This is a genomic window from Paenirhodobacter enshiensis, assembly GCF_000740785.1.
GTDB classification, from domain to species: Bacteria; Pseudomonadota; Alphaproteobacteria; order Rhodobacterales; family Rhodobacteraceae; genus Rhodobacter; species Rhodobacter enshiensis.
In genome coordinates, this window is record NZ_JFZB01000014.1 from 49,794 (window position 1) to 63,733 (window position 13,940).

Sequence of the window (13,940 nt, forward strand, 5' to 3'; positions counted from 1 at the left end):
TCAGAACTTCGTCGAGATCGTCAGGTCGAAGTTCTGCTCCTTGTCATAGGTTTCCTTCTTGATCGCCTTCGAGAAGTCGATCCGCAGCGGACCGAGCGCCGAGCGCCAGAAGAACGAGAAGCCGACCGCCGAACGGATGTGCATCTTGTCGCTGTCGTCGAGCCCCATCGCCAGCGCGCGCTCGCTGCTCGACACGCCCCACAGCGCGCCGGTATCCCAGAACAGACCGCCGGTGATGCCGTATTCCTCGGGCAGGCCGATCGGGAATTCGGTCTCGGTGCGCAGCGCCCAGAAATACTGACCGCCGAGCGCATCGCCGTTGGGCGCGCCCACGTCGCGCGGGCCCCAGCCATGCGATTCGAAACCGCGCACCTTGCCGTAACCGCTGAACCGGTCGAGGATGGTCAGGTCGCTGCCGCTGCGCGGCGTGATCACGCCCCCCTCCAGCTCGGCGCGCAGGCGGACGGATTCGTGCATCACCTTGCGCTGCGCCGCCAGAAGCGCGGTGGTGCTGATCGCGTCGACATCGCCGCCGAGGCCGTAATAATCCTGACCGAACTTGAACGTATACCCATAGCGCGGGTCGAGGTTCGTGGTCATCGTGTCCCAAGTGTAGGTATACCCCACCGAAGAGGCCGTGCGCTCGCCCAGGCTCTGCTCATAGCTCAGCACCGGAGAAGAGCCCGACGCCGGCGTCGTGCCGCTGGCCGCGGTATAATCGGTGACGCCGAACAGCTTCTTCTTGCCATAGGCATAGCGCGCCTCGAGGCGGGAATTCTCGGCCACCGGGAATTCGACAGAAGGCTGCAGCCCCTGGATACGGGTATTGTAATCGGCATTGTCGTTGCTTGTGGTGTCATACCACAGGTGCATCCGCGCCTTGACATCGCGACCGAGGAAATACGGCTCCACGAAGTCGATGGAGCTTTGCTGATTGTCCGCGGTGGTGCCGATCTGCACGCCGAGCGACTGACCGCGGCCGAGGAAGTTGTCCTCCTGCACGCCGACCAGAACGCCGAAGCCCGAGGCCGCGCCATAGCTCGCACCGAGCGTCAGCGAGCCGGTGGGCTGTTCCTCGACATTGACGTCGACGACGACCTGATCGGGGTTGGTGCCCGGCTTGGTGTTCACGTCCGCCTTGCTGAAGAACCCGAGCGCACGGATCCGGTCGGCAGAGTTGCGGATCTCGCGCGGGTTGAAGGGGTCGCCTTCGTCGGTGCGGAATTCGCGCCGGATCACCGAATCGAGAGTGGTGGTATTGCCCTTGATGTCGATGCGTTCGACGAAGATACGCGGTCCGCGCACCAGGGCGAACTGCACGTTCAGGGTCTGCGTCGCCGGATCGCGGGTCACCCGCGGATCGACACGAACGAAATTCGCGCCTTTCTTCAGCGCCAGCTGCTCCATCCGGGTGATCGCGAGGTCGATCGCCGTCGGCGTGTAGACAGAACCGGTCTTGATCTTCGCCAGCGGTGCGAACTCATCGACGTTCAGATCCGGCACCTCGGAAACCGTCGTGATATTGCCGAACTTATACTGCTGGCCCTCTTCGATGTTGAAGGTGACGAAATAGCCGTCGCGCGCCCGCGCCATGTCCGACGAAATCCCCGTCACCTTGGCGTCGGGGTAGCCGCGCGACTGATAGAAGTCGATCAGGTTCTGCTTGTCCTGCTCCAGCCGGTCGGGGACGAAATTGTCGCTCTGGATCAGCCGGTGAAGAATGCCGGCCTGCTTGGTCGACAACGCCTGACGCAGGGTGAAATCGGAATAGCTGCGATTACCGGTGAAGCTGATGCGGTGAACTTCCGAGGTATAGCCTTCCTTGATCTCGAAGGCGACGTCGACCCGGCCGTCGCCGCGCCGGATCACCTTCGGATCGACGCGCACGTTGATGCGCCCGGCCTGCGTGTAGCCCTCGGCGATCAGGTTGGCATCGGCCTCGACCTGAGCGGGCGAAAACACGTGGTTGGGCTTGGTCTTGACGCTCTTGGCGATGGCATCGTCCTTGAGCACGCGGTTGCCCTCGAAGGCGACGACGCCGACCATCGGGTATTCCTTGACGCGGATCACCAGCGTGCCGCCCTGCGGCACCAGGTCGACCGTCTCGAACAGGCCCGAGCCCACCAGCCGCTGATAGGCATCGTTGAGCTGGTCGCCCGAGACCGTCTGCCCCTTCGCGACCTTGGCATAGGCGAGAATCGTCGCCGGCTCGATGCGCTTGTTGCCCTCGATCTTCACCGCGGAGAACCGGAAATCCTCGGCCATCGCGGCGACGGGAACCAGTGCCCCGGCAGCGATCCCGGCCGCCACCGTCAGGGGCAGCGCCCCGGGCAGAGGGCTCGCCGTCGTCAGTGCCAGCGCCACCGCCGGCAGACGACGCACGGCCGACCGCCGTGCAGGTGCTGCATGTTGCCGCCGCTTCGTCATTCCCTCACCCCGTCTATTGGGACAGTTCTTTGTCCCGTGAGTAGCGGCAACGCCGCCGATTGTCAAAAGCGCCGAGCCAGGCACAGGCTGCCGGACCGGCGAAATGCCGCGAAGCTCAGCAGGTCACGTCGTTCCACAGCCCGAACAGCATCAGCGACAGAACCGCCACCATCCCCGCCGCGGTCAGCACGTTCAGCACCGCCGGCGACGGCGGGCGGCGCGTCACCGCTTCCCAAAGATAAAACATCAGATGCCCGCCATCGAGCACCGGCACCGGAAACAGGTTCAGAAACCCCACCGCCGTCGACAACACGCCGATGAACCAGATGAAATCCATCGCCCCCGCCTGCGCCGCCGCGGCAGAGCCCTGCGCGATGCCCACCGCGCCATGCAGATTGCACGACGAAATCTTGCCGAGGATCATATGCTCGAACGCCGAGACCGAGGAGGTCACGATGGTCCACACCTGACCCGCGCCGCGCTCCAGCGCCTCAAGCGGGCCGGCCGCGCGGGTTTCGGGGGCGAAAGCCATGTCGCCAGTCGCCCCGATCATCCAGCGGGTCTCGAAATCGCCGTTGGGCAAGGGCAGGTCCATCCGCTTCGGCGTCAGGCTCAGCGTCAGGAGCTGCGCCCCCGTCGCCGCCGTGCCGCCCGCCGCCCCCGCGGGAAGCGGACGCCACACCGTCAGATCGAGGGGGGCGCCCGCGCTCGCGCCGACGCGGGATCGCAGATCCTCGAACCGCCAGATCGGCGCGCCGTCGACTTTGGTGATCACGTCACCCGCCTTCAGCCCTGCCCCCGCCGCGGCCGAGGACGGCATGACCCCGCTCAGCAGCGGCGGCATCGGCTGCGGCCCGTCGATGTCGCGGGCGGTGCCGTCGCGCTCGATGCTCCAGCGCACCGTGGGCGTCGGCGGCAGATCGGCGAGCGCGGCATAGAAGGCGCGATAATCCGGGGTCTCATGCCCGTCGAGCGCAAGGATCCGGTCGCCCGGCTGCAGCGCGCCCTCGCCTTCGGGCAGCGTCGCGAGACGCCCGACGGTCGGCGCTTCGGTCGCGACACCCTGCCAGGCGACAGCGCCGGCGAAGATCGCGACCGACAGGATGAAGTTGAACACCGGCCCCGCCGCCACGGTGGCGAAGCGCGCCCAGAGAGGCGCGCCCGCAAGCGTGCGCCGGCGCTCCTCGGGGCTCATCGCGTCAAGCTCCGCCTCGTCGGCGGCCCCGGCCGAGGCGGCGTTGCTGTCGCCGTTGAACCGCACATAGCCGCCAAGCGGGATCGCCGCGATCTGCCAGCGCGTGCCGCGCCTGTCGACGCGCGACACCAGCACCGGCCCGAAGCCGAGCGAGAATACCTCGGCCCCGATCCCGGACCAGCGCCCGACGATGTAATGACCGAACTCATGAATGAAGACGATGATCGACAGCGCCACGACGAAGGCCGCGGCGGTGTAGAGCACATTGCCGAAATCGGGAAGCAGGTCCAAGGCTCAGATCCTTCCGCGGGGGATAAGGCCGCTGGTGTCGTGTCTGCCGGCACCGTGTCTGCCGGCGATGCGGGCCCGGCCGAGCGCGCGCGCCTCGGCATCGGTGGCGAGAACCTCATCGAGGCTGGTGGCCGGATTGCCCAGCCCCTGACGGGCGGACATGTCGGACAGCACCTGTTCGACCAGCGCCGCCATGTCGAGAAAACCGATGGCGCCGGCGATGAAACCATCGAGCGCGACCTCTTTCGCGGCGTTGTAGACCGCGCCTGCGAGACCGCCCGTCGCCATCACCTCGCGTGCGAGGCGCAGCGCCGGATAACGCACGGGATCGGCCGGGCGGAAGCTGAGGCTGCCGAGCGCGGCAAGATCGAGCCGCTTCACCGGCAACTCGGCGCGCTCGGGCCAGTTCAGCGCATAGCCGATGGCGTGGCGCATATCGGGCACACCCATATGTGCCATCAGCGCACCGTCGCGGAAGCCCACCAGCGCATGGATCACGCTTTCGGGGTGGATCACCGCCTCGATCTGGTCGGGACGCAGGCCGAACAGCTCCTTCGCCTCGATCAGTTCCATCCCCTTGTTGAACATCGAGGCGGAATCGATGGTGATACGCTGCCCCATCGCCCAGTTCGGATGGGTCGAGGCCTCGGCCACGGTCGCGCGTGCGATGCGCTCCATCGGCCAGTCACGAAAGGCGCCACCCGAAGCGGTGATGATGACGCGCTCGACGCTGGCCATGTCCTCGCCGTGAAGCGCCTGGAACACCGCGGAATGCTCGCTGTCGACGGGAAGGATGCGCGCCCCGTGCCGCCGCGCGGCCTCGAGGAACAGCGGCCCCGCCGCGACCATGCTTTCCTTGTTGGCAAGCGCGAGCGTCGTGCCATGGCGCAGCGCAGCATAACCGGGCGCCAGCGCCGCCGCCCCGACGATGGCACTCATGATCCAGTCGGCCGGACGTTCCGCCGCCTCGATCAGTGCCGCGGGGCCGGCCGCGGCCTCGATCTCGGAGCCATGCAGCGCCGCGCGCAGCGCCGGCAGGCACTCTTCATAAGCGGTCACCGCAATATCGGCGCGCAGCGCGCGCGCCTGCGAGGCCAGCAGATCCACGTTTCGCCCGCCGGTCAGCGCGACGACCTGAAACGCCCCCGCCCCGCCCTGACGCTCCAGCAAGTCAAGCGTGTTGACCCCGATGGAGCCGGTCGATCCGAACACCGATACCCTGCGCATCTCAGCCTCCGATCTGCGGCAGAGCCCCGAACTGAACGACCAGCAGCACCAGCAAGATCGCACCGATCAGCGCGTCGAACCGGTCGAGCGCCCCGCCATGGCCCGGGATCAGGCCCGAGCTGTCCTTGACGCCTGCGCGCCGCTTGATCCAGCTTTCCGCGATGTCACCCATCTGGCCGGCAAAGGCGACCAGCGGGGACAGCAGAACGATTCCCCAGCCCGAGCCCGCCGCGACGAGGCACAGCCCCACGATCACCGCGCCGATCCAGCCCGCGACGGTGCCCGACCAGGTTTTCTTCGGGCTGAGCGCGGGCCAGAACTTCGGCCCGCCAAGCGTGCGCCCGGCGAAATAGCCCGCCACATCCGATACGCCGACCACGGCCAGGATCCAGACGATGATCCACAGCCCTTCGCCCGCGCCATAGCCTTCGCGCAGCGCGACGAATCCATAACCCGTCAGCAGGATTGCGAAGCCGTAGACCGCGAACAGCAGCCGGTCTCGCGTCACCAGAAACGCCGCTGCCGCCGGATAAAGCACCAACAGCCCGAGCGAGGGCGGAAACAACGAGCGCAGCTCCAGCACCGCCAAGGAGACCGCCGCCGCCCCCACGCCGATCTCGTAGCCGAGGCGCCCGCGCCCGGGCGCGCACAGCGTCGTCAGCTCCCAGATCATGGCAGCGCACAGCGCGATGGCCAGCGCCTCCATCGCGAAACCGCCGCGCCAGACCGCCGCCCCGCCCAGCACCAGCATCACCAGCCCCGAGACAAGACGGGTCCGCAGGTCGCCCCAGCGACCGGAACCGTCCTGCGTCATCCCTTGACCCCGCCAAAGCGCCGCTCGCGCTGACCGAAGCGCGACAGGATGCCCGCCAGCAACTCGGGCGTGAAATCGGGCCAGAGCGCGGGGGTGAACTCATATTCCGCATAAGCGGCCTGCCAGGGCAGGAAATTCGAGGTCCGCGTCTCGCCAGAGGTGCGGATCACCAGATCCGGATCGGGGATGTCCGCGGTGTCGAGATGCGCCGAAATCGTCGCATCGTCGATCTGATCGGGGTTCAGCCGGCCCTCGGCCACCTCGGCGGCAATCGCCTGCACGGCGCGGCGGATCTCGTCGCGGCCGCCGTAGTTGATCGCCACGGTCAGGTTCAGCCGGCAGTTGCCCGCCGTGCGCGCCTCGATCCCCGCCATCAGATCCTGCAGCTTCCGGTCGAGCCGCCCGCGCGCGCCGATGAAGCGCAACCGCACCCCCTCGGCCGACAGCGCGTCGGCTTCCTTCTCGATGTAGCGCGCGAAAATGCCCATCAGACCGAGGACTTCCTCGGTCGAGCGTTTCCAGTTCTCGGTGGAGAACGCATAGACGGTCAGCCAGTTCACGCCCATGTCGGGACAGGCGCGCACGATCTGCTTGACGCGCTCGGCGCCCTTGCGGTGACCGACGAGACGCGGCCAGCCGCGGTTCTTCGCCCACCGGCCGTTTCCGTCCATGATGATCGCGACATGTCCGACGCCATAATCGACGTCGGCAGGCGCGGGAGAAATCTCGGTGGCGGCCATCTGGGTCACTTTCTGCCGGTCCTCTCAGACCTGCATGATCTCCGCCTGCTTGTGCTCGAGCGCCTTGTCGACGAGCGCGATGTTCTTCTTGGTGAGGTCATCGACCTCGCCTTCCCAGAACTTCACGTCATCCTCGGACATGCCGGCGGCTTTCGCCTTCTTCACCTGGTCCATGCCGTCGCGGCGCACGTTGCGGATCGCGACGCGGGTGCTCTCGGCATATTGCGCGGCGACCTTGGTCAGCTCGCGGCGGCGCTCCTCGTTCAGCTCGGGGATCGGCAGCATGATGATGGTGCCGTTGGTCTGCGGATTGATGCCGAGGCCCGACTCGCGGATCGCCTTCTCGACCTTGTTCACCAGCCCCTTGTCCCAGACGTTGATGGTGACCATACGCGGCTCGGGGACGTTGACGGTGCCGACCTGGTTGATCGGGGTCATCGAACCGTAGGCGTCGACCATCACCGGCTCCAGAATGGAGGCCGAGGCGCGCCCGGTGCGCAGCGAGGCGAACTCCGTCTTGAGCGAGGCCATCGCGCCATCCATGCGGCGCTGCAGATCATCGGTATCGATTTCGAATTCGTCGGCCATCGGTCAGGGCTCCTTGGTGTCGGTGTTCTTTTAGCCGCTCTTGCATGGGAAGCATAGGGCAAAGCAGGGGCGGCGGGGTGCGCACAGGCACTCCGCCGCCGATTGAGGGGGAAACCGGCTCAGGCGTGGACGGTGGTGTAAGTGCCCTGCCCGGCCAGAATGCCGCGGAACCCGCCCGGCTCGTCGAGCGAGAACACGATGATCGGCAGGTTGTTGTCACGTGCGAGCGCGATCGCCGAGGCATCCATCACGCCGAGGTTCTTCTGAAGGCACTCGTCATAGCTGACTTCGCCGTAGCGCTTCGCATCCGAAAACTTCTTCGGATCCTTGTCGTAGACGCCGTCGACCTTCGTGCCCTTGAAGATCGCCTCGCAGTTCATCTCGTTGGCGCGCAGCGTCGCCGCGGTATCGGTGGTGAAATACGGGTTGCCGGTGCCGGCGGCGAAGATGCAGATCCGCTTCTTCTCCAGATGGCGCACGGCGCGGCGGCGGATGTAGGGCTCGCAGACCTGATCCATCGGAATGGCCGAGATCACCCGCGTATGCAGCCCGAGCGCCTCGAGCTGCGCCTGCATCCCGAGGGCGTTCATCACCGTCGCCAGCATTCCCATGTAATCGGCGGTGGTGCGCTCCATCCCCTGAGCGGCGCCGGCGAGGCCGCGGAAGATGTTGCCGCCTCCGATCACCATGCAAATCTCGACGCCGAGTTCATGGACCGACTTCACCTCGCGGGCGATGCGCGCGACGGTCGGCGGATGCAGCCCGTAGCCCTGATCGCCCATCAGTGCCTCGCCCGAGATCTTCAGAAGCACACGTTTGTATTTCACAGTCGGCTCGGCCACTGCAGTCATCCCGGGATTCCCATTTGCGGTTGTCATTTCGGCGACAAATGTCGCAAATGGCCGCCGGAATCAACCTCGGCCTTGCACCGGATGGGCGGCATGGACAACTTTGCGCGGATATCCCCCGACCGCCCGGTGCTGATCGCGGGCGCGACCGCCTCGGGCAAGTCGGCGCTGGCGCTGGAAATCGCGCGCGCGCAAGGCGGCGTGGTGGTGAATGCCGATGCCTTGCAGGTCTGGTCGTGCTGGCGGCTGCTGTCGGCCCGCCCCACCCCCGAGGACGAAGCCGCCGCGCCGCATCTGCTTTACGGGCACCGCGCACCGGGCGAGGAATACTCCGTCGGGCACTGGCTGCGCGAGGCGGGCGAGATCCTGAGCGCGTGGAAATCAGGCACCGGCGAGCGGCCGATCTTCGTCGGGGGCACCGGGCTTTACTTCACCGCGCTGACTGCGGGACTGGCCGAGATCCCGCCGACCCCGGCCGGGGTCCGCGCCGAGGCGGACGCCCGGATGCAGGCCGAAGGCCCGGCGGCGCTGCTGGCCGAGATCGACGCCGCGACGCGGGCCCGCATCGACATCCGGAACCCGGTCCGGATCCAGCGCGCCTGGGAGGTGATGCGCGCCACCGGGCGCGGCCTCGCAAGCTGGCAGGACGCGACGCCCGCGCCGCTTCTGGCCCTGAGCGAGGCCGAGGCGCTGGTCCTCGACGCCGACCGCGACTGGCTGGCCAGCCGCATCGACCGCCGGTTCCGGATCATGATGGAGCAAGGCGCGCTCGACGAGGTGCGCGCCGTGGCGCCTTTCTGGCAGCCCGCCGCCCCCTGGGCGAAAGCCATCGGCGCGCCCGAGCTGATGGCGTATCTGCAAGGCGACATCGGTCTTGAATGCGCCATCGCCCGCGCGCAGGCCGCCTCGCGCCAATATGCCAAACGCCAGCGCACCTGGTTTCGCGCCCGGATGCGCGACTGGAACCACCTGCCCCGGCCCTGAGGCCCCGGCAATCCCGACTCCTTTGCGCGCATTCCGCCCACGCAAATTCCGATTGGAAGCCGCGCCCGGCCCTTCTATCTTCGGGCGAGCATTCTTTTCGCTCCCCTCCTGTTCATGGCCCCGTCGTGCCCCCAGCCTGCGCCCACTCTGCCCCGATCCAGCCCGACGCTCCGGCGCCTCGGGAACAGCGCGTCGTGCCGATCGCCCGGCTGGCCCAGGGCGGGCGCTGGCGGGTCGAGGCGCTGCGCGCCCTGCCAGAAGCCTGCCTGTTGTGGTTCACCCGCGGACAGGGCCGGGTGACGCTGGACGGGGTAACCCGCGGCTACGGGCCGCACAACGCGATCTTCGTGCCCGCAGGCGTCATCCACGGCTTCGAGATCGCCCCGCAAACAATTGGCTTTGCGGTATTTTTCGGATTCAACTTACCCGACCCCCTGCCCGGAAAGGCGCTGCACCTGCGGGTGCGTGACGCCGCCCCCCAGGTCGAGCTGTCGGCACTGATCGAGGCCGCCTCGCGCGAGCTGGACGGCGGACGGCCCGGTGCCGCACGCGCGGCGCGGTTTCAGCTCGGACTGATCGGTGTGTGGCTGGAACGTCAGGCCGCGGTGCAGCCGAACGAGGTCGAGGCGAACGATGCCGCACGGCGGCTGGTTGCGCGCTACTCGGCGCTTCTCGAACGCGATTTCCGCACCGGCCAGGGGGTCGGCGACTACGCGGCAAAACTCGGGGTGACGGCGACGCATCTGACGCGTTCGTGCCGGGCCACCTCGGGGCGTGCCGCGCTGGAGATGCTGCACGACCGCCGCCTCTACGAGGCCCGCCGGCTGCTGAGCGAAACCGCCACCCCGGTGCAGGAGATCGCGGCCGGGCTCGGGTTCAGCTCTGCCGCCTATTTCACCCGCGCCTTCCATGCCGCAACCGGGAAAACCCCGTCGGATTTCCGCCGCGCAGGCTGAAACCGGAGATCAGGGTTTCAGACACACCGCGGAGCGGGCGACGAAATGCGCCTCACGCCCGTTGTCGAGGCTGAACACCCCGCCGCCCCGCCCGGGCACCGCATCGAGGGTCAGCCCGCCCTGCCACAGCGGCGCAAGCCCCGCCGGAAGATAGACCGCCGCACCGTCGACCGCACCGATGCGCAGATCGTCCGGTGCCAACAGAAACTCTCCTTCCGGGTAGCACATCGGCGCCGTCCCGTCGCAGCATCCGCCCGACAGGATCAGCAGCACCGGCCCGTGGTCCGCCACGATCGCGGCCAGCAAGGCGCGCGCGGCATCCGTCGCCTCCAGCGCCGGGACGGCTTCGGGGACCGCTGTCGTGTCACTCTCGCTCATGATCCGCCTTTCCGGCGCCGGGGATGAAAAGCCCATGCGCCATACGCCGAAAACGGGCGGCGCGGGGGGCGCGCCGCCCGTCCGGGCCGGACCTCGGGATCGGGGGAGGATCAGCGTTCGCGCCGCGAACGATGCGCCCGTCGATCCTGCCCGTCCGATCCGGCACCCCGGGCGAAGCCCCGCCCCGGTGCCGTCCGTTCGCGCCCGCCTCAGAAGAAGCCGAGCTTGTTCGGGTTGTAGCTGACCAGCATGTTCTTGGTCTGCTGATAGTGGTCGAGCATCATCTTGTGGGTCTCGCGACCGATGCCCGACTGCTTGTAGCCGCCGAAGGCCGCATGGGCCGGATAGGCGTGGTAGTTGTTCACCCACACACGCCCGGCCTGGATGCCGCGCCCGAAGCGGTAGCAGGTGTTCGCATCGCGCGACCACACGCCGGCGCCGAGGCCGAACAGCGTGTCATTGGCGATCTCGAGCGCGTCTTCCTGGGTCTTGAAGGTGGTCACCGACACGACCGGCCCGAAGATTTCCTCCTGGAACACCCGCATCTTGTTGTGACCGCGCAGGATCGTCGGCTGAATGTAGTAGCCGCCCGCCAGATCGCCCGAGAGCGCGGCCGCCGACCCGCCGGTGAGCACCTCGGCTCCCTCCGCCCGGCCGATGTCGAAATAGCTGAGGATCTTGTTCTTCTGCTCTTCCGAGGCCTGCGCGCCGATCATCGTCGCCGCATCGCGCGGGTCGCCCTGCACGATGGCCTTGGTGCGCGCGATCGCCTTCTCCATGAACTTGTCATAGATGTCTTCCTGGATCAGGGCGCGCGACGGGCAGGTGCAGACTTCGCCCTGGTTCAGCGCGAACATCACGAAGCCCTCGATCGCCTTGTCGAAGAAGGCGTCATCCTCGCGCGCGACATCCGAGAAGAAGATGTTGGGCGACTTGCCGCCGAGTTCGAGCGTCACCGGGATCAGGTTCTGCGAGGCGTATTGCATGATCAGGCGGCCCGTCGTCGTCTCGCCGGTGAAGGCGATCTTGGCGATCCGCTTCGAGCTGGCGAGCGGCTTGCCCGCCTCGAGGCCGAAACCGTTGACGATGTTGAGCACACCGGGCGGCAGCAGATCGGCGATCAGCTCGGCGAAGACGAGGATGGTGGCCGGGGTCTGCTCGGCCGGTTTGAGCACCACGCAGTTGCCCGCCGCAAGCGCCGGAGCGAGCTTCCATGCCGCCATCAGCAGCGGGAAGTTCCACGGGATAATCTGGCCGACGACGCCGAGGGGCTCGTGGAAGTGATAGGCGACGGTATCGGCGTCGATTTCCGACATCGTGCCTTCCTGCGCCCGCAGCACGCCCGCGAAATAGCGGAAGTGGTCGATGGCGAGCGGCACGTCGGCGGCGCGGGTCTCGCGGATCGGCTTGCCGTTGTCCCAGGTCTCGCAGGTGGCGAGAAGCTCGGCATTCGCCTCCATCCGGTCGGCGATGCGCAGCAGCGCGCCCGCGCGCTCGGCCGGGGACATCTTGTGGCCCCACAGCTCTTTCGCGGCATGGGCGGCGTCGAGCGCGTCATTCACGTCGCTCTCGTCCGAGCGGGCGCATTCGCAGATCTTCGCGCCGGTGAGCGGCGTGATGTTGTCGAAATAGCGCCCTGCGTTCGGCGCCTTGAAGGTGCCGTTGATGAAGTTGTCGTAGCGCGCCCTGAAAGGCGATACCATCACGCCCTGAAACTGGGCAGACATATCCGTGGCCATGGGTCTTTCTCCTCCTCTGGGGCGGGCCCTCCCCGGCCCGCGACTGAGGAAAGAATGCCTGCTTCGGATCCCTCCGGCAACGCTTCTGCAGCCCGCCGTCCCGGAACTGAGACAGTCCCTCGCGAAAAAACGCATATCCGGTATGCAATGATGGAAGTGCAGCGCGGGTGGGCCAGACAAGGCCAGGCGAATTTTCCACAAGTGATTGTTTATTAATGAAATTGAGAAAGAGCCTGCATCCCGCGCCGCACTCTGGCCAGGCATGGGACATGAAACGGCCGGCCCCGTTTCGGGGCCGGCCATGGCTTGCGTGCTGTTTCTGTGCCTGGAAGGGCTCAGAAATGGGCGTCGATCTTCACCACGTCGATCAGCTTGTGGTTGACGAATTCCTTCAGCCCGAGGCCGAGAAGCTCGCGCCCGTAGCCCGAGCGCTTGATCCCGCCGAAGGGCAGATCCGCCTCGACCTTGGTCGGGTGGTTGACGAAGACCATGCCCGTAGCGATCTGGCTGGCGACTTCGAAACCGCGCTTCTCGTCCTTGGTGAAGACCGAGCCGCCCAGCCCGAAGGGCGTGTCATTGGCGATGCGGATCGCGTCGGCCTCGTCCCGGGCACGGAAGATCATCGACACCGGGCCGAAGAATTCCCAAAGCCGGGCGGGGTTGTCGCCGTCCATGCCGGTCAGGATCGTCGGCTGCACGAAGGCGCCCTTGTTCGGCACGGCGGGACCGACTTCCTCGGCCTTCGCACCGTGCGCGATGGCGGCGGCGATCTGCACCTTCAGATCGTCGGCGGCCTTCTGCGACGACAGCGGCGCGAGCGTGGTGGCCGGGTCCATCGGATCGCCCGCGACCAGCTTCGCCACGCCCTTCTTGTAGCCCTCCATGAACTTGTCATAGACCTCGTCGACCACGATCATGCGCTTCGACGAGACGCAGACCTGACCGCCGTTCCAGTGACGGCCGAACACCGCCCAGTCGATGGTCTTGTCGAGATCGGCATCCTTCAGCACGACGAAAGCATCGGCACCGCCGAGTTCCATCGTCGATTTCTTCAGCGCCTTGCCCGCCTCGGCCGCGACGACGGCACCCGCCGCTTCGGAGCCGGTCAGCGCCACGCCATGCACGCGCGGGTCGTTGATGATCATGTTGATCTGATCGCGCGTCGCGTAGAGGTTGGTGAAGCCCCCCGCCAGCAGACCGGCTTCGGCCATCAGCTTCTCGAAGCGCGCGGCCGCCTGCGGCACGTTCGAGGCATGTTTCAGGATCAGCACGTTGCCGGCCGAGAGCTGCGGCGCAAGGATCCGCGCGATCTGATAATAGGGGAAGTTCCACGGCTCGATCGCCAGCAGGATGCCGAGCGGCTCGTGCACCAGCACCGCCTCGCCTTCCTCGGGATCGAGGACCGGCAGCTTCTCGGGGGCGAGCAGCTTCTCGGCATTGCGGACGTAATATTCGAAGATCTTCGCCGACAGCTCGACCTCGGCCTTGGCCTCGGCGAACAGCTTGCCCATTTCAAGGGTCAGGATCCGCGCATGTTCATCGGCATCGCGACGCAGCAGGTCAGCGGCCTTTTGCAGCACCGCCGCACGATGCGCGAACGAGGTCTTGCGCCATTCATGGAACGCCGCATCCGCCCGGTCGAGCGCACTCGCCACTTCGGCATCGGTAGCCTCGGGGAAAGTCGCGACGGTTTCGCCGGTGTAGGGATTGATCGTTGCGTAGGACATGTTGTTCCTCCTTTGCGTCGACCGGA

Annotated in this window: 12 protein-coding genes; 2 read left to right on the forward strand and 10 right to left on the reverse strand. The window is 67.0% G+C overall.

Annotated features, from left to right (window positions below):
* From bamA to pyrH, 7 genes are all read right to left on the reverse strand, one after another.
* Positions 1-2,382: an outer membrane protein assembly factor BamA gene (gene bamA / locus CG50_RS08950; RefSeq protein ID WP_245615653.1), complete on the reverse strand. Its 2,382-nt coding sequence runs from the start codon at positions 2,380-2,382 to the stop codon at positions 1-3.
* Between the two features lie 160 nt (positions 2,383-2,542).
* Positions 2,543-3,913, reverse strand: coding sequence for an RIP metalloprotease RseP (rseP, locus tag CG50_RS08955; protein WP_036637306.1), 1,371 nt, complete (start codon positions 3,911-3,913; stop codon positions 2,543-2,545).
* A gap of 3 nt (positions 3,914-3,916) precedes the next feature.
* A complete protein-coding gene (gene dxr, locus CG50_RS08960; protein WP_051909776.1) occupies positions 3,917-5,140 on the reverse strand; it encodes a 1-deoxy-D-xylulose-5-phosphate reductoisomerase in 1,224 nt (407 codons plus the stop codon).
* Between the two features lies 1 nt (position 5,141).
* Positions 5,142-5,954: a phosphatidate cytidylyltransferase gene (locus CG50_RS08965; protein ID WP_036637308.1), complete on the reverse strand. Its 813-nt coding sequence runs from the start codon at positions 5,952-5,954 to the stop codon at positions 5,142-5,144.
* A complete protein-coding gene (gene uppS, locus CG50_RS08970) occupies positions 5,951-6,694 on the reverse strand; it encodes a polyprenyl diphosphate synthase (protein ID WP_036637310.1) in 744 nt (247 codons plus the stop codon). Before uppS ends, CG50_RS08965 begins: the two co-directional genes overlap by 4 nt.
* 24 nt (positions 6,695-6,718) lie before the next feature.
* On the reverse strand, positions 6,719-7,282 hold the full coding sequence (gene frr, locus CG50_RS08975) for a ribosome recycling factor (RefSeq protein ID WP_036637312.1): 564 nt from the start codon (positions 7,280-7,282) through the stop codon (positions 6,719-6,721).
* Positions 7,283-7,401: 119 nt separating this feature from the next.
* On the reverse strand, positions 7,402-8,133 hold the full coding sequence (gene pyrH / locus CG50_RS08980) for a UMP kinase (RefSeq protein ID WP_036637314.1): 732 nt from the start codon (positions 8,131-8,133) through the stop codon (positions 7,402-7,404).
* A gap of 90 nt (positions 8,134-8,223) precedes the next feature.
* Between pyrH and miaA the strand changes: the two genes are divergently transcribed.
* The gene (miaA, locus tag CG50_RS08985) at positions 8,224-9,114 is read left to right on the forward strand and encodes a tRNA (adenosine(37)-N6)-dimethylallyltransferase MiaA (RefSeq protein ID WP_036637316.1); all 891 of its coding nucleotides are present in this window, start codon (positions 8,224-8,226) and stop codon (positions 9,112-9,114) included.
* Between the two features lie 194 nt (positions 9,115-9,308).
* Positions 9,309-10,070 (forward strand): helix-turn-helix domain-containing protein, encoded by a 762-nt coding sequence (locus CG50_RS08990; protein ID WP_245615655.1) that lies wholly within the window; start codon positions 9,309-9,311, stop codon positions 10,068-10,070.
* A 9-nt stretch (positions 10,071-10,079) separates the two neighbouring features.
* Here the strand turns inward: CG50_RS08990 and CG50_RS08995 are convergent, their stop codons facing one another.
* From CG50_RS08995 to CG50_RS09005, 3 genes are all read right to left on the reverse strand, one after another.
* Positions 10,080-10,448 (reverse strand): DUF779 domain-containing protein, encoded by a 369-nt coding sequence (locus tag CG50_RS08995; protein WP_051909778.1) that lies wholly within the window; start codon positions 10,446-10,448, stop codon positions 10,080-10,082.
* A gap of 209 nt (positions 10,449-10,657) precedes the next feature.
* Positions 10,658-12,187, reverse strand: coding sequence for an aldehyde dehydrogenase (gene adh, locus CG50_RS09000; protein ID WP_051909780.1), 1,530 nt, complete (start codon positions 12,185-12,187; stop codon positions 10,658-10,660).
* Between the two features lie 335 nt (positions 12,188-12,522).
* Positions 12,523-13,914: an NAD-dependent succinate-semialdehyde dehydrogenase gene (locus tag CG50_RS09005; protein WP_036637318.1), complete on the reverse strand. Its 1,392-nt coding sequence runs from the start codon at positions 13,912-13,914 to the stop codon at positions 12,523-12,525.
* Positions 13,915-13,940 lie beyond the last annotated feature (26 nt).

Coding starts and splice junctions, on each gene's coding strand:
- dxr (WP_051909776.1), bottom strand. CDS start 5,140: ATGCGCAGGGTATCGGTGTTCGGATCGACCGGCTCCATCGGGGTCAAC.
- CG50_RS08965 (WP_036637308.1), bottom strand. CDS start 5,954: ATGACGCAGGACGGTTCCGGTCGCTGGGGCGACCTGCGGACCCGTCTT.
- uppS (WP_036637310.1), bottom strand. CDS start 6,694: ATGGCCGCCACCGAGATTTCTCCCGCGCCTGCCGACGTCGATTATGGC.
- frr (WP_036637312.1), bottom strand. CDS start 7,282: ATGGCCGACGAATTCGAAATCGATACCGATGATCTGCAGCGCCGCATG.
- pyrH (WP_036637314.1), bottom strand. CDS start 8,133: ATGACTGCAGTGGCCGAGCCGACTGTGAAATACAAACGTGTGCTTCTG.
- miaA (WP_036637316.1), top strand. CDS start 8,224: ATGGACAACTTTGCGCGGATATCCCCCGACCGCCCGGTGCTGATCGCG.
- CG50_RS08995 (WP_051909778.1), bottom strand. CDS start 10,448: ATGAGCGAGAGTGACACGACAGCGGTCCCCGAAGCCGTCCCGGCGCTG.
- adh (WP_051909780.1), bottom strand. CDS start 12,187: ATGGCCACGGATATGTCTGCCCAGTTTCAGGGCGTGATGGTATCGCCT.
- CG50_RS09005 (WP_036637318.1), bottom strand. CDS start 13,914: ATGTCCTACGCAACGATCAATCCCTACACCGGCGAAACCGTCGCGACT.